General features: G+C 30.2%; 19 protein-coding genes. 4 read left to right on the forward strand and 15 right to left on the reverse strand.

Annotated elements, in window-relative coordinates; translation table 11 throughout:
* Nucleotides 1–40: 40 nt before the first annotated feature.
* Together WH52_RS05475 and WH52_RS05480 are read right to left on the reverse strand one after the other, a co-directional pair.
* A complete protein-coding gene (locus WH52_RS05475; protein ID WP_086029944.1) occupies nucleotides 41–2,218 on the reverse strand; it encodes a DUF5916 domain-containing protein in 2,178 nt (725 codons plus the stop codon).
* Between the two features lie 12 nt (nucleotides 2,219–2,230).
* Nucleotides 2,231–3,436: a nuclear transport factor 2 family protein gene (locus tag WH52_RS05480; protein ID WP_086029945.1), complete on the reverse strand. Its 1,206-nt coding sequence runs from the start codon at nucleotides 3,434–3,436 to the stop codon at nucleotides 2,231–2,233.
* A 202-nt stretch (nucleotides 3,437–3,638) separates the two neighbouring features.
* On the opposite strand from WH52_RS05480, the gene WH52_RS05485 reads away from it, so the two are divergent.
* Together WH52_RS05485 and WH52_RS05490 are read left to right on the forward strand one after the other, a co-directional pair.
* Complete coding sequence (locus WH52_RS05485; protein ID WP_086029946.1) at nucleotides 3,639–4,706, forward strand: sensor histidine kinase; 1,068 nt, start codon at nucleotides 3,639–3,641, stop codon at nucleotides 4,704–4,706.
* Entirely contained in the window at nucleotides 4,703–5,404 is a 702-nt protein-coding gene (locus tag WH52_RS05490; RefSeq protein ID WP_086029947.1) for a LytR/AlgR family response regulator transcription factor, read from the forward strand. Before WH52_RS05485 ends, WH52_RS05490 begins: the two co-directional genes overlap by 4 nt.
* A gap of 62 nt (nucleotides 5,405–5,466) precedes the next feature.
* Here WH52_RS05490 and WH52_RS05495 read toward each other — a convergent pair whose 3' ends face one another.
* The 13 genes from WH52_RS05495 to hemA form a co-directional block, all read right to left on the reverse strand.
* The gene (locus WH52_RS05495) at nucleotides 5,467–6,030 is read right to left on the reverse strand and encodes a hypothetical protein (RefSeq protein ID WP_086029948.1); all 564 of its coding nucleotides are present in this window, start codon (nucleotides 6,028–6,030) and stop codon (nucleotides 5,467–5,469) included.
* A 1-nt stretch (nucleotide 6,031) separates the two neighbouring features.
* Nucleotides 6,032–7,651: a nuclear transport factor 2 family protein gene (locus WH52_RS05500; RefSeq protein WP_233131520.1), complete on the reverse strand. Its 1,620-nt coding sequence runs from the start codon at nucleotides 7,649–7,651 to the stop codon at nucleotides 6,032–6,034.
* A gap of 107 nt (nucleotides 7,652–7,758) precedes the next feature.
* Entirely contained in the window at nucleotides 7,759–8,802 is a 1,044-nt protein-coding gene (locus WH52_RS05505) for a helix-turn-helix domain-containing protein (RefSeq protein ID WP_233131521.1), read from the reverse strand.
* Nucleotides 8,803–8,888: 86 nt separating this feature from the next.
* On the reverse strand, nucleotides 8,889–10,196 hold the full coding sequence (locus WH52_RS05510) for a dihydrolipoamide acetyltransferase family protein (protein WP_086029950.1): 1,308 nt from the start codon (nucleotides 10,194–10,196) through the stop codon (nucleotides 8,889–8,891).
* 185 nt (nucleotides 10,197–10,381) lie between these two features.
* The gene (gene hemF, locus WH52_RS05515; RefSeq protein ID WP_086029951.1) at nucleotides 10,382–11,284 is read right to left on the reverse strand and encodes an oxygen-dependent coproporphyrinogen oxidase; all 903 of its coding nucleotides are present in this window, start codon (nucleotides 11,282–11,284) and stop codon (nucleotides 10,382–10,384) included.
* 28 nt (nucleotides 11,285–11,312) lie between these two features.
* On the reverse strand, nucleotides 11,313–12,059 hold the full coding sequence (locus WH52_RS05520) for an EI24 domain-containing protein (RefSeq protein ID WP_086029952.1): 747 nt from the start codon (nucleotides 12,057–12,059) through the stop codon (nucleotides 11,313–11,315).
* A 67-nt stretch (nucleotides 12,060–12,126) separates the two neighbouring features.
* On the reverse strand, nucleotides 12,127–12,729 hold the full coding sequence (locus tag WH52_RS05525) for a TlpA family protein disulfide reductase (RefSeq protein ID WP_086029953.1): 603 nt from the start codon (nucleotides 12,727–12,729) through the stop codon (nucleotides 12,127–12,129).
* A 26-nt stretch (nucleotides 12,730–12,755) separates the two neighbouring features.
* Nucleotides 12,756–13,781, reverse strand: a complete 1,026-nt coding sequence (gene hemE / locus WH52_RS05530) for a uroporphyrinogen decarboxylase (RefSeq protein WP_086029954.1) — start codon at nucleotides 13,779–13,781, stop codon at nucleotides 12,756–12,758.
* A gap of 2 nt (nucleotides 13,782–13,783) precedes the next feature.
* Nucleotides 13,784–14,248, reverse strand: coding sequence for a protease complex subunit PrcB family protein (locus WH52_RS05535; RefSeq protein WP_086029955.1), 465 nt, complete (start codon nucleotides 14,246–14,248; stop codon nucleotides 13,784–13,786).
* A gap of 18 nt (nucleotides 14,249–14,266) precedes the next feature.
* Nucleotides 14,267–15,556 carry a glutamate-1-semialdehyde 2,1-aminomutase gene (gene hemL, locus WH52_RS05540; protein WP_086029956.1) on the reverse strand — a complete coding sequence of 430 codons (1,290 nt, stop codon included), beginning with the start codon at nucleotides 15,554–15,556 and terminating at the stop codon, nucleotides 14,267–14,269.
* A 2-nt stretch (nucleotides 15,557–15,558) separates the two neighbouring features.
* Nucleotides 15,559–16,524 carry a porphobilinogen synthase gene (gene hemB / locus WH52_RS05545; protein ID WP_086029957.1) on the reverse strand — a complete coding sequence of 322 codons (966 nt, stop codon included), beginning with the start codon at nucleotides 16,522–16,524 and terminating at the stop codon, nucleotides 15,559–15,561.
* Between the two features lie 84 nt (nucleotides 16,525–16,608).
* Nucleotides 16,609–18,195, reverse strand: coding sequence for a hydroxymethylbilane synthase (hemC, locus tag WH52_RS05550; RefSeq protein ID WP_086029958.1), 1,587 nt, complete (start codon nucleotides 18,193–18,195; stop codon nucleotides 16,609–16,611).
* Nucleotides 18,179–19,447, reverse strand: coding sequence for a glutamyl-tRNA reductase (gene hemA / locus WH52_RS05555; RefSeq protein WP_086029959.1), 1,269 nt, complete (start codon nucleotides 19,445–19,447; stop codon nucleotides 18,179–18,181). The genes hemC and hemA overlap by 17 nt, the downstream gene beginning before the upstream one ends.
* A 211-nt stretch (nucleotides 19,448–19,658) precedes the next feature.
* Between hemA and WH52_RS05560 the strand changes: the two genes are divergently transcribed.
* Both WH52_RS05560 and WH52_RS05565 read left to right on the forward strand, forming a co-directional pair.
* Nucleotides 19,659–20,549, forward strand: a complete 891-nt coding sequence (locus WH52_RS05560; protein WP_086029960.1) for an AraC family transcriptional regulator — start codon at nucleotides 19,659–19,661, stop codon at nucleotides 20,547–20,549.
* 2 nt (nucleotides 20,550–20,551) lie between these two features.
* Nucleotides 20,552–21,082 (forward strand): TrmH family RNA methyltransferase, encoded by a 531-nt coding sequence (locus WH52_RS05565; protein WP_086029961.1) that lies wholly within the window; start codon nucleotides 20,552–20,554, stop codon nucleotides 21,080–21,082.
* Nucleotides 21,083–21,093 lie beyond the last annotated feature (11 nt).

Here is a 21,093-nt window from a genome sequence, read left to right on the forward strand (position 1 = left end):
TTAATATTAATTAGAAGTGCTAATATATAAACCTTTAATGTTAAAAATCAAATCGATAATTCATTTTAAAAGCTACACCCCAATTTTGACGAGAAATACGTTTATTGAAATTATCTGTAACCACTAAGTAAACATAACTTAATGGCTTATATTCCCATTGTAATCGGCTATTAATATTAAAATTATCTCGTTGTGTGTTATACTGTACATACGTTGTCCAATTTAAACGATTGCTAAAGAATACTTCTCCTGTAAAATTCAATAGATGAAAGGTTTCTTTTCCTAAGTTATTTAAGTCAATATAATTCTGTTTATATTCTATAGCTATATTAGCAAAAGGAAGCATTCTATAACCTGTCCAAACTTCGGCAGCATATCTTTTTCCTCCAAAATACTCTCCGTAAGTTCCTCTTAAACTATAATAGAAATTCGTATTTGAAGCAGAGTTATTATATCCAAAAAAAGTATAAAAATCGTTATAAATACCTGGTTGAATTGGATTGCCATTTCCTAAAATATCAAAACCATATTTTAAGTTGTTATAGCGGTTCGCTACATATAGATAAACGGCTGCTAAATTTTTCTTAAACCAAATAGTATTTCCTATAGATGTATTTGATTCTGTTAATGTACCATCACTACTAAAAAACATATCATTTTCTAAATATAAGTAACGGTAGTTATCAATAGTTTTGGAATTTTTAGGATAATGCCTTTTCTGAAAATTTATATACGAATCTAAATACGATTCTCTAATTGTTTGTTGATTAATCGCATCAAAATTGTATAATCGTGGAGTAAAACCAACATCGGCAATAAAGTTTTTATCTACAGATTTAAAAGCTCCTTTAAAATAGGTTTCTCTTGTATTATACTGTCCTTCAATATTGAAAAAATTGTTATCACTTTTCAAGCCATCACTATAACTTTTTCCGAAATTCGTTTGTCCAGACCATTTGTTATTTTTGGATTTATAATTAAAATTTAATCCTAAAACTCTATTGTAATCATTTTTAAAACTAAAACCATCAGTTTCTTGTCTATTTACCAAATAGGCTGTTGTTGTAAAAGCATCAGACAATTTTTGACGACCAACCAAAACAGCATAATTTTGAGCTGGATTGCTTTCTTCTTCTTCAGTTTGCGCATTTAAAACTCCTATACGAGTATTAGAACTTACATTTCCTGAAAGTTTTATACCAAATTGCATATTGGTAGTAGCTCCTATTCGACGTGAATAAAATGGATTAACGCCAAATGTTCCTAAAGTATTAAACAAATCACTGTTTTCTAAAAAGAAATTTCGTCTTTCTGGAAAATTAACAGCAAAACGAGTAATGTTAGTTACTTGTTGGTCTACATCTATTTGCGAAAAATCAGGATTTATACTTGCATCCAAACGTAAAGAAGAAGTTAGATTGTATTGTATATCTAAACTAGGTGTAAAAACAGATTGATGAGTATCATCTGTAACATTCTTCTGATAATTATAGGTTATTGATGGTGTAGCTGTAAAACGAGAAGCACTTTTTTGAGGAAGATTTTCGATCACAACATCTTTAGTAAAACGTAAATCATATTGAATATAGTTTCGTGCTAAATCGGTATATGTCATCCATAATGGAATTTTAAAATCCCTATAAAAAAATTGAATCCCCCATGTATTATTAGCAATATCGTAGTTTAAAGCCTTAAAAGGAATTGCCATTTCATATATCTTTTTGGTTCCTTCTACTTTTGTTTTCGATTCCCAAGTAGCATTCCAACTTTCGTTTTGAGAATAATCAGTTCCATCAAAATCAATAAGTGCTTCTAACTGTGCATTTCCTGCATTTATGGTAAAATAGTACCCGTTATTCTCTTTGTTAAAAGGATCTAATACTACTCCGAATGCATCACTATGAACTACCGAACCACCATGGTTATCACGTTTTAAAGTACTTATGTTATTTTTAGAAGTTGTATCAAAATAAATAGCGCTTATATATAACTTTTCTCCATCATGAAACATTTTTACAACTGTCTTATTTTTTGATTTTCCTTCATCATTAGGATAAAAATTATAAAATCCAGAAAACTCCTGTGCTTGATTCCATACAGCTTCATTTAAATTTCCATCGACTTTTATTTCTTCTTTAAAAAAAGGAATCGTAGGATTATTTTGCCCAAAACAAAAACAAGTTGTTACATAACAGTATAAAACAAATAACTTTCTCATAATCTATTATTTTTAGTCTATTAATTTGTAAGCCATTAACTTGTTTTGCAACATCGCTGGTACTAAAACCATTTTTTTAGACGGAATGTATGTAATATCAGCAGCATTAATTTTCTCTTTTCTTGTATCTAATAGCAATGTTTTTTTACCATCTTTGGTTACATAATGTATCATTCCTTCCCAGCTAGAAATTAAATAGTCCCCATTTCCTATTGGTACAATTCCATCAGGGTTAGAAATTCCATTTGTTAATAGTTTTTGGGTTTGATTTTTTAAATCGAAAAAACTAACCGTTTTATCTCCTAATCCAACTAATAATTTCCCGTTTTCAAAAAGAACTCCATTTGGCCAATTCAAATTATTGTTAAGAATTGTTGTTTTTCCGTTATTAATAGCAAAAAGTTTTCCTGTCTTTGTAGCAGTACCATAAATAGCTCCGTTATTTGATACTGTTAAATCGTTAATTCTTTCTGTACCTTTAATCAAACAGCTTTTTTCTATTTCTCCTGTAGAAATATTAATCTTTAATACTTTATCAAAATCAGCAACATACAATTTGTTATTATAAATAGCCGTACCTGTTGGTCCTTCAATATTATTAATCCACTTTAAATTGGTTATTTTGCCTTCTAAATTTACCTTACTAATAAATCCCTTACCGTTTTTCTTTAACCAGTGGCCATTAATATTGGTTGTATAAATGGTATTGCTTTTATCATCATAAATAGCAGATTCAATATCTGTTAAAAGAGAGTCTGTTTCCCATAAAAATTCCAATTTTGGGTTCTTAAAACTTATGTTACTAGCAACTTTTTTAGTAAACATTTTATGTATAATTGTCCATTTACCCTTGGTTTTTAATAACATGAAATAGTCTATGTAAGGTGATTTACTCTTTGGGTGAGAAATTTCTACTTTGGCTATTGCGGCATTGTTCTCAAAATCGATATTTAAAATTTTTCCCGATTCTCCTGTTGGTTTTCCTTCTTTGGTATCAAGAATATATAAAGCTCCTGACCAAGTTTTTAGCTCATCATTTTTAACATAATACAGTTTTAAATCTGGGTGAAAAGCTTTTTTTAATAATTGCGGCTTTCCATTTGTTGAACCTTCAATATAATTTTGAAGTGTTTGTGTTATCAATTCAATCTCTGTATTTTGAGCATTAACTGAAATACAACTAATAATAAAAATGAATGCAAGAATTACGTTTTTCATACTTTTTGGATTTTAATTTTGTTAAAAGTAGTATTGAATTAAACGCAACTTTTAAAAAGTAGACTAACCCAATGTTTTTGATATACTTTATACAAAATGGTTAATCGTAGACAAAAAATTGGGGTTTATAATTTAAAAAAGCATGTTTGGTAGACTAATCTTACCATAAAGAAGTATAAATAGTATTTTTACATCTTAAGATATGGATACAATTAAAAATTATTTAGAAAAACCTTTTGCAAAACATATACTGTTTTGGATTGTTGTTTTTTCCTCATTTGTTTTTTCTAGAACAATGAGCTACTATAAAGGATATTTTCATGTGTTTGAAGTATATTTTATTATTGTTAGTATACAAATTATAACAGCTTATACTTCTATTTATATACTTATACCTAAGTTTTTAAATAAGAAAAAGATATTTTTATTTGCATTCTATTTAATCGCTTTACTTATTGCTATGTTTTTACTCTATAATTTTTTTAGAGTATACTATATAGACCTTAAATACTTTGAGGTTTATGCTATACACATGAAAGAATATGCTAAAATTCCTTATTGGGAAAGGTTTTCTGATTTTCCTTTATTTTTAAGTAAATCTATTCTTTTTATAACTCCTGGTGGATTGTTATTAATGTTGGAGTTTTATAGAAATCAACAAGCTTTTTTAAAATTAAGTGAGCAAAAAAAAGTTGCTGAACTAACTGCTTTAAAAAATCAGTTAAATCCGCATTTTTTATTTAATACACTTAATAATATTTATACATTATCTTTAGAAAAATCAGATAAAACTCCCGAGGTTATTGAACGTTTGGCAGATATTTTAGATTATATGCTATACAGATGTGATGATACATTTGTTTCATTAAATAAAGAAATTACACTTATAGAAAATTATTTAGCTTTAGAAAAAATTAGATACGGAAAACGTGTAAACATTTCTTTTACAAAAGATGTAGAAAAGGATGTAAATATTGCTCCTTTAATTTTATTAACATTTATTGAAAACGCTTTTAAACATGGTGTAAGTCAAGAATTAAAAACTGCTGAAATTAATATTTCAATTACTTTACAAGGTGACAGTATTCTATTTTCTATTTACAACACAAAACCAAATAACTCATTAAAAACAACAGATCAAAAAAGTAAAATGTTAGGTTTAAAAAATGTAATAAAACAGTTAGATTTATTATACCTTAACAACTACGATTTAGAGATAAAAGATGAACAAAAAAGTTATACTACAACGCTAAAATTAATTCAAAAATGAAATATAAATGCTTAATTGTAGATGACGAAGAGTTAGCTAGAAGACTTATTAAAAATCACCTTTCTCAATTAGATGATTTTGAAATTGTAGCTTCTTGTGAAAGTGCTATAGAAGCTCACAAAATATTAAAAAAACAACATGTTGATTTGTTGTTTTTAGATATTGAAATGCCTGTATTAAAGGGTATAGATTTTTTTGAAAGTCTTGTACAAAAACCTAAGGTTGTTTTTACAACCGCTTACCGTGATTATGCTATTGAAGGTTTTGAATTAAACGCTGTAGATTATCTTTTAAAACCTATTACATTTAGTCGTTTTTTTAAAGCTATAGAGAAGTTTTTGGTCTTACAAAACACCATTTCTCAACCTATTACAAACACTGACAAAATTCCTAAAAAGAAAGCTATTTTTATCCGTAAAGACAGAAAAGAAATAAAAGTTTTTTTAGACGATATTCTCTACATAGAAAGTGTAAAAGACTACATTAAAATTCATTTAGAAAATACCAATCACCTTATAAAATACAGCTTAACTTCTTTTTTAAAAGAGTTGGATAATCGCTTTGTTAGGGTACATCGATCTTATGTAGTAAATAACAGTAAAATTACAGCCTATACTAAATACGATATCGAAATTAATGAAATTGAAATTCCTATTGGAGAAAGCTATAAAAAAGTAATTGGTGAAAAATTGAAATAAAAAACACCTAGAAGCTCAAAAGCTCTAGGTGTTTTTCTTTTTCTAAAATTTAACAGATTTAGTTATTCAATTCTTCCTATAGGGTAAAAATTTTCTATTACTTCTGATTTTGTTTTTTTTCCTTTTTCTTTAACAAGTAAATAAGAACCTCCCCAAATAATTGTTGGATAATTAAGTATGTGTTTTGTCATTTCTCCTACAGCAGTTACTATTTTTGCCTCTGGAAGTAACATTTTTTCAATAGCTTCATCTTTGGAAAACCATTGAACATCTAGTGCGCCTTTTGGGATTTTAATTTTCCCTCCTTTTAAATCACAGCTATAATGCTGTCGAAAAGAAGGTTTCTTATGATCACTATGAAAATACATAAAAACTCCTTGAAGTTGAGGGTTAGAAACCTTTAACCCAAAATTTGAAGCTAAATTAAATAACCCTTTTTTGGTTGACGTTTCTGTGTTATGTCTAAGCGCAGGCGTCATCCAACCATTAGCATGTTTTTGCAACAAAACTTCTCCTTTATTATTAAATATGATTAATCGCTGAATGGTATAAGAATCATTACCTGTTTCTTGTGCAAATAACTTTGCTACAAAAAATAATGCTATAAAAATTAATATTTTTTTCATTTTACTTTTTGTTTGATTCTATTAATTCAATAACTTTTAAAGAAACTGGTTTTGAAGATTGATAGTTTTGTCCCGTAACTAAGCGCCCGTCTATTTCTACAATAAATTTTCCTCTTTTTGTAAACTTAAAGTCTCCTCCTCTTTCTTGAATTGTTTTCTTAATTAAAAAAGGAAATGTTTTAAAATAAGGTTTTGTAGGGTTTTCATAATCGTCAGGGTAACCACTAACTCGTTTTCCATCTACCAAATATTTCCCATCACTAGTTTTTAAGTTTACAATACCTGCTGTACCATGACACACAGAAGAGATAATTCCGTTATGCTTTTCATAAACATCCATAACTATTTTTTGAATTTCTTTGTTCTCTGGTACACCAAACATTGCTGCACCACCACCAATATACTGGACCGCTTTATATTTTGAAGGATCAATTTCTGAAGGAGATTTAGTATTTTTAATTGCGTTCATAAAATGAATATTATATAAATATTTTTTACTCATTTCATCAGAAGTATTGATATATGCCAATGGAATTGCACCTCCTTTTGGGCTTACAAAATCTACTGTATAACCTGCATTTATAAAAGTATCATATGCATTTACAATTTCAGAGAAACTATTTCCTGTCTTGAGTTTGGTATTTCCGTAGAAATGTGCATTGGATACAATAAATAAAATTGATTTTTCATTAGTATCATTCACTTTTGTAGCAGTTTTACTAATGATTTTCCATTCATTTTGAATCTTTTTTAGTAAAAACAAATCCATATAAACCCAGCTTCGTTTCGGACCCGAAATTTCTACTTTAGCAGTTGCGATATCTTCATGAATTTCGATATCTAAGATTCTTCCATGCCTACCATTGAATTTTCCAATTTCACCATTTTTAAAAAAATTGGCATATTCTTTAGGAGTATATTGTTTAAAATTACCTTCTCTATTGGTAAGATATAAAGTAGCATCGTTAGCAAATGCATTTTTTATTTGCTCTATGTTGTTGTATGAGCTCCCATTGATATAATCTTGTAAGGTTTTTTCTATTGAAGAATATTCTTTTGGATTATGATTATTAGATTTTTTATTGCCCAATGGATGAAAACTTTCTATCATTTTAGAATCCAATTTTCCTTTGTCATTTCTAGTTACATAAAAAGCCCCTCCCCAAAGTTGATCAGGATAGTCTAATATTTGTTGAGTCATTTGTCCTAGAGAAGGAATCGTTTTTTTTAACTTTTCTATAGCTTCTTCTTTAGAAACCCAACGAAATTCTGTGTCATTAAAATGTGGTAATTTATTATCTGCCGATCTTACTAAATAAAACTGTCGAATACTTGAAGCGTTATTAAAACCAAATCTATAGGTAAAAACACCTTTAAGACTAGGTTTTTCTATGGAAGCATTATACTTCTTTGTAAGACTATCGATAGCTTCATTTATAGTCTGTCTTTTTCTAAAAAAAGCATCTATTGTAATCCAACCAATTGTCGAGTTTTTTATTAAAACTTCTCCTTTCTTATTTAAAACTATTAATCGGATAACAGTTGAATTTTCAGATTTCTTCTGACTAAAAACAGAGCAATAAACAAAAGTAAGCACAAAGGCTATTAAGATTTTTTTCATTCTATAAGACTTAAAATTTTATTCAAATCTCTAAAAATGGTATCTAAATAGAATAAGTAACTATAATTCAGTCCTCCAGAATTATAATACAGGACAGGTAATTAACTCTAAAACTGACTTTTATATTCTGAAGGTGTTTTACCTACAACTTTCTTAAATGTAGCGTAAAAATTAGATTTTGATGAGAATCCAGCTTCATAACCAATTGCTTCTAAAGTTAACTTATCTGATTCTTTCAATAGTTTTTTTGCTTCTTCAACTCGATAATCGTTAATGAAGACACTGAAACTTTTTCCTAAGTTATCGTTAAGCAATTGCGATAATTTATGACTTGTTAATTGAAGTTCTTTCGCTACTTTTTGAAGTTTAATATCTGAATTTTTATACAGCTCATCTTTTTCTATTAAGATTCTTAGCTTATCTATCAATTCAGTTGCTTCTGTATCTTCTATTTTTTTAGCAGCATATTTTTGTGGTATATCTCTAAAAATTGTTTCTCTATTATTTTTTGATAAAAAGAAAAATAACAATCCATAAAAAACAAGAGAAAATGTAATTGTACCTATAAAATACAAATAGTAATATCCTATTATATAAGCTATATAAATTAGAATATTTCCTATTAAAACTGCCAACAACCAGTACTCAGCAGTAGTACACTTTTCAACTTTTGAAAATAGTTTGTAAAAAATATCTTTAAGTATAAAAGCTGATGCTATTAAATAAAGTCCCCAAGTACTATAAATTACCCAAATAAAAGTTCCCCAAAATTCATAATTACTTTTATAAGGTTTTACAATTCCTACAGTAATTATGATTAGAAACAACATTAAAAAGTGAAGCTTCCAAGATTTAGGAATTTGTTGTTTGTTTTCTATTGACGATTTTAAGTAATAAAAAAGTGATATTCCAATTAAGAAACAAGCAGATAAGCCTATTTGCATAATTGTAATATCAATCATTTCTTTAGGCATAAAAATTCGATATACCGATTTTCCAATTCTTATACTTAAGAATAAAACCAATAAGCCAAATAGAAAGTTTGGTATTCGTTTTTGTTTGTTAAATAGTAGAAAATAAATAGCTACTAAAAAGCCATTAAACACACCTAATGAACAAATAAAAAACAATATCGGATTTTCAAAATTCACGTTTACTTTTACTTTTGAGATAAAAATAAAAAAAGCGAGGAACTTCATCCTCGCTTTTAACTAATTTTTATGTTATAGTCAACAAATTAAAAATCTTGATTTACATCCCAAGCTTCTAATGTTTCTTTTAAAGTCTTTATAAACTTACCTCCAGCAGCTCCGTTTACAACTCTATGATCGTAAGAATGAGATACCATCATAATATGACGGATTCCTATAAAGTCTCCTTCTGGAGTTTCAATTACTGCAGGTTTCTTAACAATAGCTCCTAAAGCTAAAATTGCAACTTGTGGTTGGTTTATAATTGGAGTTCCTGTAATACTTCCAAAGCTACCAACATTTGTTACTGTGTAAGTTCCTCCAGAAATTTCGTCTGGTTTTAAGTTATTTGCTCTAGCTCTTTTAGCTAAATCATTTACTTGCTTCGTCATTCCAACTAAATTCAATTGATCAGCATTTTTAATTACTGGAACAATTAAATTCTCATCTGGTAATGCTGCTGCCATACCTAAGTTAATATCTTTCTTCTTGATGATATAGTCACCATCAACAGAAATATTTAACATTGGATATTTCTTTAATGTAGCAGCAATAGTTTGCATAAATATTGGAGTAAATGTTAACTTCTCTCCTTCTCTCTTTAAGAAAGCATCTTTAACTTTATTTCTCCAGTTTACGATATTCGTTACATCAATTTCAATAAACGATTGAACGTGAGCCGATGTTTGTACAGAATCAACCATATGTTTGGCAATTAATTTACCCATACGGCTCATTTCTACTACTTCATCTGCTCCATTTGAAACTGGTGTTGCTTTAGTTACTGATTTGCTGTCAGCTGCTTTTGGTGCAGCAGGAGTAGTTACAGTTTTAGATGCAACTTTTCCTCTATTTTCTATATATGAAAGAATATCAGTTTTTGTTACTCTACCGTCTTTACCTGTACCAGCTACAGTTTCTAACTCCTCTAAAGAAATTCCTTCTGTTTGTGCAATACTTTTTACTAATGGAGAGTAAAAACGATCGCTATCTGAAGTATTCATTGGAGAAGCAACTGTTTCTTTAGCTACTTCAACAGTTTTTTCAATAGCAGCAACTTCTTTAGGTTGTTCTTGCTTAGCTACTGGAGTAGCTTCTTGAACAACATCACCTCCTTCAGTTTCAATAATCGCTATTGTTTGCCCTACTTGAACAACATCGTCTTTATCAAATAAAATCTCAACTAGAGTTCCTTCTACTTCACTTGGTACTTCGCTATCTACTTTATCGGTAGCAACTTCTACCACAGTATCATCCAATTCAATAGTATCTCCTACCTCCTTTAACCATGAAGTAATTGTTGCCTCTGCAACACTTTCACCCATTTTAGGTAATTTAAGTTCAAATCTAGCCATTGCGTGTTTTTTATTTGATTGCGAAAATACTAAAATTATAGCACTTTTTAGAATTTTTATTATTGAATTATTAAAATACCACTCATTTTATTTTGAATAATATGCAAAAAAAAGACTGAAAACCTGATTATTAATTTTTAATCATTGATTTTCAGCCTTAAAATTATATTTTCTGTAATTTAAGCTTATACCCAGTTTTTAGGTTTTTGAAGTATTGAAACTAATCTTGCTTCTTCACTTCCTTCTTCTGGATTATGATTATATTTCCATTGAACCACTGGTGGTAAACTCATTAAAATACTTTCTATGCGTCCGTTGGTTTTCAATCCAAATAAGGTACCTCTATCGTGAACTAAATTGAATTCTACATAACGTCCTCTTCGTACTTCTTGCCAATCTTTATTTACTTGAGTATACTCTGTATCTCTTCTTCTTTCAACAATTGGCACATAAGAATTCAAAAAGCTATTCCCTACTTCAGTTACAAAATCATAACGATCTTGCATTGTAAATTCATCTGTTTTCTTTAAATAATCAAAGAACAAACCTCCTACTCCACGAGCTTCATTTCTGTGAGCATTCCAAAAATAATTATCGCAAGTTTCTTTAAACTTCGGGTAAAATTCTGAATTGTGCTTATCGCAAGCCTCTTTACAAACTGTATGGAAGTGAATTGCATCTTCATCAAATAAATAATATGGGGTTAAATCTTGACCTCCACCAAACCATTGGGTTACAATATTTCCTTCTCCATCATACATTTCAAAATAACGCCAGTTGGCATGTACTGTTGGTACAAACGGATTTTTTGGATGAATAACCAAACTTAATCCACAAGCAAAAAAATCGCCGCTCTCAACTCCAAATTGTTTTCTTAAAACTTCTGGTAATTCACCATGAACCGCTGAAATATTTACTCCTCCTTTTTCAAAAATATTTCCGTTTTCAATTACACGAGTTCTACCGCCTCCACCTTCTTTACGTTTCCATAAATCTTCTTGAAATTTGGCTTTCCCATCAACCTCTTCTAACTTAGAAGTAATCGTATCTTGTAATTGTTGAATATATGCGTAAAATTGATCTTTCATTATCTTTATTCTTGAAGTGCAAAAATACTTATTCTGTTAATTTTTTATGTTGAATTCGTTGAATAGTTTCTGTAGTTGCTGCTGTAACCGATAATGGCAATACTAAAATAACTCCAATTACTGGAATTAATAAAAACAGCATGAATACGATTCCGTTTCCAATAGCTAAACCTTTATTCTGTTTTACAAACTGTATGCTTTCTTTATACTTATAATGACGTTCTAAAGTATAATCCATATTACCAAAACCAGCATAATAGGCTTGTGTTAGAAATAATAATATGGTTGAAAAAATTCCGATTACAGGAATAAATCCTAATAATACAATCGGAATCGTTAGCAATAATTCTCTAACTAAATTTCTAACGTTAATACGAATACCTCTAATTAATTGTTCTTGAAAAGTAGTTTCTCTATGATGATGATCTTCTCCTCTATAATAATCTTCTATTTTTTCAGAAACAGGACTCATAAACGGAGCAGACAATGCCATAACAATATGTTTATATAACACTAACCCTATTACTATGATTATTAAAGCACTTAAAAAAGTACTAATAACTTCAAAAGTTTCTTTACCCCATTCCCATTTCCAGAAGTTTGCTATATAATGTCCTATATTATCAGATAATCCGTAAGCAGAAACTCCAACTAAAACAGCTGTTAAAACACTAATCAACATTGGAATTGTAAAGTATTTCCAAAGTTTTAGTTTTGAAATTAATTGAAAAGCTCCGAAATAAGCTTGAATTCCTTTGAATATATTCTTAATCATAATTTTCTTTTACTAAACAAAAAACCTCTTTCTTTCGAAAGAGGTTCAAATATATACTTTGTAATTCTTAGTTTAAAATTGGAGCTAAAAAAGCTTCGAAACTTTTCTCATTAGTTTCATTAACCTTATCCCAACCCATTTCTTTGCTCGGGGTAGCTGCTCCTCTTTTTACATTAAGAAATTGCTTGTTTTTACTAATTAAATAAGCAGTAGGATAATCTAATTTGTGAACAAAACCACTAATATCTAAATATCCTTTTTGAACTTTGTCTCCTTCTCTTGCAGGAATTATAGCTACTCTAGCATCTAATTTATCTGCCATTCGTTTAGCTTTCTTTTCCTTGTCCCACATAATCATAACAAACTTTACTTTTCCGTCGTATTTCTCAACCATTTTATTAATAGTTGGAACATCTCCCCAACAAGGAGCCGACCAAGAAGCACCTGCAATTAATACAATAGGTTTCTTAATTTTACTTGTACTTAAAGCTTCACCTTTTAAGGTTGTGAAGTCATAATCTAACAAATAAGAACCTTTAATGCAGTTATTAATTAAGTTTTCTGTACTCTCATCTGCACAATTATTTACGGCAAAATTGTAGTACTTTTTGTCTTGAGCATACGTTAGAACTGTAAGAAACAGAGTTAAAGTCAATGCTATTTTCTTCATAATTAATTATTTAGGGGTAAAATTAATTAAACTTTATATTCCTTTACTGCATCGATAAATGCCTTAGCATTATCGAGCGGAATATTAGGTAAAATTCCGTGCCCCAAGTTAACAATATATTTGTCTTTACCAAACTCATTTATCATTTGGTGTACCATTTTCTTAATTTCAGCGGGTGGCGACAACAATCTTGATGGATCAAAATTACCTTGTAAAGTAATATTTCCTCCTGTTAAATAACGAGCATTTCTTGCTGAACATGTCCAATCTACACCTAGTGCTGATGCGTTTGACTTAGCCATTTCTCCTAAAGCAAACCAACATCCTTTACCAAATGCTATAACTGGAGCGTCATCTTTTAATGCTTCAATTATTTGATTAATGTACTGCCATGAAAACTCTTGATAATCTACTGGAGATAACATTCCTCCCCAAGAATCAAAAACTTGTACAGCATTTACACCTGCCTCAACCTTAGCTTTTAAATAAGCAATTGTGGTATCTGTAATCTTCTGAAGCAATTCGTGTGCCAAAATTGGTTGAGCAAAACAAAATTCTTTTGCCTTATCGAAATTTTTAGAGCCTTGTCCTTGCACCATATAACATAAAATAGTCCATGGAGATCCCGCAAAACCTATCAAAGGAATTTCATCATTCAATTTTTCTTTGGTTGCTTTAATAGCATCCATTACATATCCTAATTCTTCGTGAATATCTGGAATAATTACATTATCTAAGCTTTTTCTATCACGAATTGGGTTGGGTAAATAAGGACCAAAATTTGGTTTCATTTCTACTTCGACATTCATTGCTTGAGGTACAACTAAAATGTCAGAAAACAAAATTGCGGCATCCATTCCGTATCTACGAATAGGTTGTACTGTAATTTCTGATGCTAATTCTGGAGTACGACAACGTGTAAAGAAATCATACTTTTTTCTGATTTCCATAAATTCTGGTAAATAACGTCCTGCTTGACGCATCATCCACACAGGAGGCCTATCTACAGTTTCTCCTTTTAAGGCTCTTAAGAATAAATCGTTTTTTATCATATTTATCTTTCAACAAAGATAATCTCTTTGTTTGTTTTTTTAATTTTTACAATACTTATAGGTTGTGTTATAGCCATAGTGACCATATCAGTTGGTTTTGGTCCTGTATGCTGTACAACTACACTTAATTTCTCCTTTTCATCTTTTAATTCAGTAATTTTAATTCCAAAACCTCCAGAATTTCTTACTTTATCTACTGCTACTAAAACAATCGTATTATTGAAATCTATTACTGATTCGAACCTTGAAGAAACTTTATTTGTTCCATCTAATTTATTTAAAAAGTCTTTCCATTCTTTTTCTGAAGAAATAATAAAATTCTCTTTTTGAAAACCCTCTTCTCCAGCCCCAAATAGACTTCCTTCAAATAATGAAACTATTTTATTAGGTTCTTGACCGTTATTCATGTTTTTATTTGGACATGAAGTTAATAAAATACTAAACAGAAGAGTTATAATAATTTTCATAATGATTTTTTTTTATTATTACATTTTTGAAACAGCCTCCATCGACTTATCAATTGCTTTAGCTATCTTTTGAATATCTTTCTCAGATAAGGCTGATGATAAGAACCAAGCTTCAAATTGACTTGGCGGTAAAAACACACCATTATGCATCATTGCCCAAAAGAAGGTTGCAAACTTTTTAGTATCTGATGTTTGAGCGTCTTCAAAGTTGGTTACTGTCTTATTAGTAAAAAAAGGATTAATCATAGAACCAAATCTATTTACCGTAATCTCAACATCATATTTCTTAGCAGATTCTAATAAGAACACTTCTATAATCTGAGCAATCTCATTAAACTTCTCGTATGGATTTTGCTTCTTTAATTCCGTTAGCGTAGCAATACCTCCCGCCATTGCAATTGGGTTACCAGACAAAGTTCCTGCTTGGTACATTCCTCCTAACGGAGCGACCATTTCCATAATTTCGTTACGAGCTCCATAAGCTCCTACAGGAAAACCTCCTCCAATTACTTTTCCTAAACAAGTAATATCCGCTTCTACATCAAATAACTCTTGAGCTCCTCCAAATTTAGAACGGAAACCAGTCATTACTTCATCAACAATTAACAAAGCTCCTTTAGATTCTAAATATTTTTTTAATTCTTTTAAGAAATCATTTTGCGGAGTAACTACTCCCATATTACCAGCTACTGGCTCTAAAATAACTCCTGCAATATCATCATGTGCTTCGAAATGTGCCTTTACACTTTCTAAATCATTATAGTTTGCAATCAACGTATTTTTTACAGCTCCTTCAGGTACTCCTTTAGATCCAGGTAAACTTAAGGTTGCTAAGCCTGAACCAGCTGCTACCAATAATGCATCTTGATGTCCGTGGTAACAACCAGAGAATTTTATAATTTTATCTTTTCCAGTAAATGCACGCGCTAAACGAATTCCGCTTAATACAGCTTCGGTACCAGAATTTACAAAACGAACTTTATCCATTCCTGGAAAAGCATCACAAACAATCTTTGCTAATTTGATTTCATTTTTGGTAGAAGCTCCAAAAGAATATCCATTCTTTAAAGCTTTGGTAATTGCCTTTTGCACTTTTTTATGACGGTGTCCTAAAATCATTGGTCCGTATGACAGTACTAAGTCTACATAAGAATTACCATCAACATCGGTAATTTTACTTCCTTTAGCTTTTTTTATAAATAAAGGATTTCCTCCTACAGAAGCAAATGCACGTACTGGTGAATTTACTCCTCCTACTAAGTTTACCAATCCTTTGTTATATAATTCTTGTGATTTTTTAAATTCCATTCTTAGTTGTTTTGTAAAATTTTAGCTGCTTCTTTAGCAAAATAGGTAATAATGATATCTGCTCCTGCCCTTTTCATAGACAGTAAACTTTCCAGCATTACACGCTCTCCATCAATCCAACCTTTTTCTGCTGCTGCTTTTACCATCGCATATTCACCACTTACATTATAACATGCAATTGGTCTATCAAAGTTTTCTTTTAAATCTCTAATAATATCTAAATATGATAAGGCTGGCTTTACCATTAAAATATCTGCTCCTTCTTCATCATCAAAAGTAGCTTCACGCAAACCTTCATCTCTATTTGCTGGATCCATTTGATAGGTTCTTCTATCTCCAAAACTTGGTGTAGAATCTGCCGCATCTCTAAACGGACCATAAAATGCAGAAGCATATTTTACAGAGTATCCCATAATTGGTAAATTTGGATAGCCTGCTTGATCTAAGCTTTCACGAATCATGGCAATTGTTCCATCCATCATTCCTGAAGGAGCTACCATATCTACTCCTGCTTTTGCATGAGAAATTACTTGTTTTGCTAAGTTTACTAACGTAGCATCATTATCAACATCATTATCACACAACACTCCACAATGCCCATGAGAGGTATATTCACAAAAACATACATCTGTTATTACATACAAACTCGGATAGTTCTTTTTAATATAACGAACCGCTTGTTGCATAATTCCGTTATCATTCCATGTCTCCGTTCCTACTTCATCTTTTTCTGTTGGAATACCGAATAAAATAACTGCGGGTATGTTTAAAGCAACTACTTCATCTAATTCTTTAGAAATGGTGTCTAAAGACCAACGTTTGATTCCTGGCATAGAAACGATTTCTTTTTCTATACCTTCTCCTTCTTCAATAAATAACGGATATATAAAGTCGTTCACCGATAATTGGTTTTCTCTTACCAATCTTCGGATTCCTTCTGTTTTTCTAAGTCTACGTGTTCTGAACATATTCTTGAGTCGAAAGTTTTAAAGTTGAAAGTCAAAAGTTAGTACAAAAACTTTAGATTTTTCTCTTTGGGCTTTCTTTCTATATTATTTTTTTACGAAGTGTAAATTTACCATTTCTATCACACTTTCTACAGTAGGTACATTTGCTACCTGTACATTTTCAAAATGTTTACGCGCTTCTTTTGCTGTACTCTCTCCTATACAAAAAGCAACTTTATCTGCTGAGTTTTGCTGCATGTAACTTTCTACTGTTGAAGGACTGTAAAATAACACTCCATTTACTTTTGCATCAACATCAGCAGGACTGTACATCGTTTTATATGCTTCTACTTCATTGACAGTAATTCCATTTTCTGATAATACTTTTGGTAAAGTATCTAAACGTAAATCACTACAGAAATAAGTTACTTCTTGTCCTTTAATTTCTTTTGAGAGGTATTCTGCCAATTTCTGAGCGTTTCTCTCTGACTTTACTACCTTTCCTATCTTTTGTTCAATTAATTTCTTGGTTCTTCTTCCAACGCAATAAATATTCTTGAACTGTAATTCTTCCGCAGGATAATTATGTAATACTGCTTCTACTCCATTTTTACTGGTAATGATTACGTTTTCTATTTCTTCTTTTACCACTTTTGGTGCTATTCTATTAAATCGAATCTTAATAAAATCGCTATCCTCTACTTTCATAGACGTTGGTAATAGCTTTTTTTGAGCTTCTGATAATTTCTTTGTTGAATAAATAGAAAATTCTTTTTCAATTCCTTCATCTTCCATCATAATTAACTTTCCACCTCTTTCAATTACGAAATTAGCGGCATCTTTTGCGATATATTTATGTGGACCGATTTTAGATGTTTTTTGAACTTCTATTTTCTTACTTCCATCTCTGCTTAATAAAATCCCTTTAAAGTGGACTTTTTTCTCTACTTCATCAATTCTTGCAAACGCTCCGATTGGTGCTGTACACCCTCCTTCTAAACGGTTTAAAAATTCACGTTCTATATCTGTACAAAGTGCAGTATCTCTATCATTAATTTGCTCACACGCATCTATAGAATAAGAGTCTTCTTCTAAAGCCGTAATCATAATTGCTCCTTGGGCTGGAGCTGGAATCATCCAAGAAAGGTTAATAGCTCCTTTTGGTCTTTTACCAATACGCTCCAATCCAGCTGCAGCAAAAACAGCACCATTCCAATCGTTATTATCTAACTTCTCTAAACGCGTGTTTACATTTCCTCTTAAATCAACAACATTATGAGATGGATAACGGTTTAACCATTGTGCTTTTCTACGTAAACTACCAGTAGCAATTACTCCGTTAGGCTGCGCCATAAACTCTTCGTTATCCTTTAATACTAAGATATCATTATGGTTTGCTCGCTTTAAAACTGCAACTTGTACAATTCCTTTTGGTAATACAGTAGGAACATCTTTCATAGAATGTACTGCAATATCAATATCACCATTTAGCATAGCGATGTCTAAATTCTTCGTGAAAATCCCAGTAATTCCTAATTCGTATAATGGCTTGTCTAAAACAATATCTCCAGTAGATTTAATAGGCACTATTTGAGTTTCGTAACCTAATTCTTCTAATTGTTTTTTTACTTTATTGGCTTGCCATAAAGCTAACTCGCTGTCACGAGTTCCTATTCTAATAATCTTCTGCATTGATGGATTCTAATGTAGTTCCGAACACTTTAGACATTACTTCGATACTTTGATTTACTGAAGTTTTTTCGTCTTTTAAATGTTTTACAAACTGTGTAGTTATTTTTTGAATAATTCTTGATGTAATTGCTTCTGCTTGTGCTTCATCAAAATTATTTATTTTCTTCTTTTGAAAGTTAATTTCGTCTTGTTGAATGGTTTGTAACGATTGTTTTAATGCATTAATTGCTGGTACAAATCGTCTATGGTTTAACCATTCATTAAACTCTGCTTTATGTTCTTCAATAATTGCTTCTGCCACAGGAATTTCTTGTTCACGAACAGCTAAAGTTTCATCAGTTATTTTTGAAAGTTCATCAACATTTACCAACTGTACATTTTCTAATTCTTCTACTTCAGAAGAAACATTTGCTGGCATAGACAAATCTAAAATCAGTAATTTCTTACTAGTAAGTATATGCTCTTTTCTAATAGTAGGTAAACTAGCTCCAGTAGAAACTATTAAAACATCTGTATTTGCAATTTCTTTATTTAAGTTTTCGTACTTAGCTTTTCTTATAATTGGATTCTCATCAACAAATTCATTGACTTTATCTTCGGTTCTATTAATTAAAGAAACCGTTTTGTTTTGAGTGTATTCTGCTAAGTTTAAACAGGTATGTTTACCCATTTTACCTAAACCGAATACTAAAATATTCTTAGAATTGTATTCTGGTAAATTATCTATTAAATATTGAACTGCTGCATAAGACACCGAAGTTGTACCAGAACTTAGCTTAGTTTCGTTTTTAACTCGTTTACTTGCTTTCATTACACTATTAAGTAAACGTTCTAAATACCCGTTTGTAGTGCCTACTTCTTTTGCTAGTTTAAAAGCTTGCCTTAATTGCCCAACAATTTCATAGTCTCCTAAAATTTGGCTATCTAAACCAGTTCCCATTCTAAAAAGATGTTGAATGGCATCTTGGGTTTTATTTACGTAAGATACTTTTGCAAATTCTTCAACTGTTCCGTTAGAATGTTTACACAACAAACCTATTAACTGAAATGGATGTTCTGCAAAACCAGTAATTTCTGTTCTGTTACAAGTAGATAAAACAAATAACTCTCCTAAACCAATAGATTTGGCTTCTTCTAATAATGCTATTTGATTCTCTTTAGACAGTGAAAACTTACCTCTTGTTTGGGCATCGGCTTTCACGTAACTTACGCCTATGTTATAAAATTTTGTAGGTCTATTTTCTGTATACATTCAATCTTCTTCCTAAAAAACGGTCAAAAATATAAAGTTAGTTCCAAAAAAAGTATCGCTAAAAGTACTTTTAATATCGAAATATGTTTTTTAGACCTTACTTATATATAAAACTTACAAAAATGTGTAGATTTGCAGTAAAATAGCCTATTTGAAGCTGTTTTATTTAAAACAATTCTAAATAACAAGGATTTAAATACGATTTTGATTTATGTCAAAAAACAACGCTAAAAGTACTTTCGAAGAAGTTGACCTAGAAAACGGGTTTCAATTACTTCATTTTCAAAACGAAAGCGAAGAAATACAGCGATTTGAACGTGATATTGACAACACTTTTATTCAACTTCACTTTTGTTTGAAAGGTAAATCAAAGTTTATTTTTAACAATGGTAATTACGCTTTTGATGTATTAGATAAACATTCAATACTATTATATAATCCGCAACAAAAGCTGCCTATTAATTTAGAAATTCAACCTAAAACTACCTTAATATCGTTAGTTGTCTCTATTAAAAAATTTCATTCTTTATTTTCTAATGAGGCACAATACATTCCTTTTTTAAGCGATGATAATAAAAATAGAAAATATTATGATGATAGCGTTATAAAACCTACAGTACAAATCGTGCTACATCAAATTATAAACGCAAACATCAACAGCTCTATTAAGAATCTGTACTTAAAAGGAAAGATTTACGAACTTTTAAGTTTGCACTTTCAAGTAGATGAAGTTTCTGATGGTGAATACTGCCCATTTTTAGTTGACGATAGAGAAGTTCTAAAAATTAGAAAAGCTAAAGATATAATCATTTCTCGAATGGCAGAACCTCCTTCGCTAAATGAATTAGCCAATGAAGTTGGTTTAAACTTAAAAAAACTAAAAGAAGGATTTAAACAAATTTATGGAGACACCGTTTATAGCTTTTTATTTGATTATAAAATGGAACACGCTCGTAAACTTTTAGAGGGACAACAACTAAATGTAAACGAAGTTGGTATTCAAGTAGGTTATAGTACTGCTAGCCATTTCATTTCTGCATTTAAAAAGAAATTCGGAACTACTCCAAAACAGTACGTTTTATCTTTAAATGGTAATTCATAATTATGAAACAACTAACACATTACGAAATAGATAATTCGCAAAAAAAATTCCCCATAACTATTGTTTGCGATACTATTCGAACCCCAGAAAATATCGGTATGGCTTTTAGAGTTGCCGAGAGCTTTGGAGTTTCAAAAATTTACTTACACGAAAGTTCTCCTTCCACAGAAAATAGAACTGTAAAAAGGACAGCTAGAAATACTATTAATCAAATTGAGTTTGAAAATTATTCTGATTTCAACAGTCTTATTTCTGAATTAAAAAAAGAAGGAAATACAATTATTGGAATTGAAGTTACCGATAAAAGTACCCATATTCAAAACTATGATTTTTCTAAAAACGAAAAACTAGTTTTATTACTCGGCAGTGAAAGAAACGGAATAGAACATATCAATTTGGTAGACGATACAGTTGAAATTCCAATGTACGGAAGAAACTCAAGCATGAATGTTATCCACAGCTTGTCTATTACATTGTACGAAGTAACAAATCAATTAAACATTAAAAACACGATTGCAAACGAAGTTAAATAACTTTATTTACA

The sequence above is a fragment of the Tenacibaculum holothuriorum genome, from assembly GCF_002120225.1.
In the GTDB taxonomy this organism is placed as follows: Bacteria; Bacteroidota; Bacteroidia; order Flavobacteriales; family Flavobacteriaceae; genus Polaribacter; species Polaribacter holothuriorum.